The sequence below is a fragment of the Aequorivita sinensis genome (assembly GCF_006346335.1).
GTDB lineage: Bacteria > Bacteroidota > Bacteroidia > Flavobacteriales > Flavobacteriaceae > Aequorivita > Aequorivita sinensis.
The window spans coordinates 1-323 of record NZ_VDMC01000082.1; the positions used below are offsets into that span (position 1 = coordinate 1).

Below are 323 nucleotides of genomic sequence, written 5' to 3' on the forward strand. Positions count from 1 at the left end.
GCAAAGATAAAAGCATTTAGGGCACAATTTAGAGGAGTGAAAAACGTAGAATTCTTTCTGTATAGATTAACAACGATTTTTGCATAAACACAACAATTGTTCTTGATCCTTTAAGAGCTTCCAAACGGTAGCCAATAGCATTACTTTAAATTACCGCTCTATACTCAACTATTTTTTAAACAGAAGTACAAATGCACCAGCAGAATCATTCAATGCAAAGATAAAAGCATTTAGGGCACAATTTAGAGGAGTGAAAAACGTAGAATTCTTTCTGTATAGATTAACAACGATTTTTGCATAAACACAACAATTGTTCTTGATCC

Annotated in this window: 1 pseudogene; it reads left to right on the plus strand. The window is 32.5% G+C overall.

What is annotated here, in order from left to right:
• Positions 1 to 121: 121 nt before the first annotated feature.
• Positions 122 to 301: pseudogene (locus FHP04_RS14450) on the plus strand (transposase); the annotation flags it as partial.
• Positions 302 to 323 lie beyond the last annotated feature (22 nt).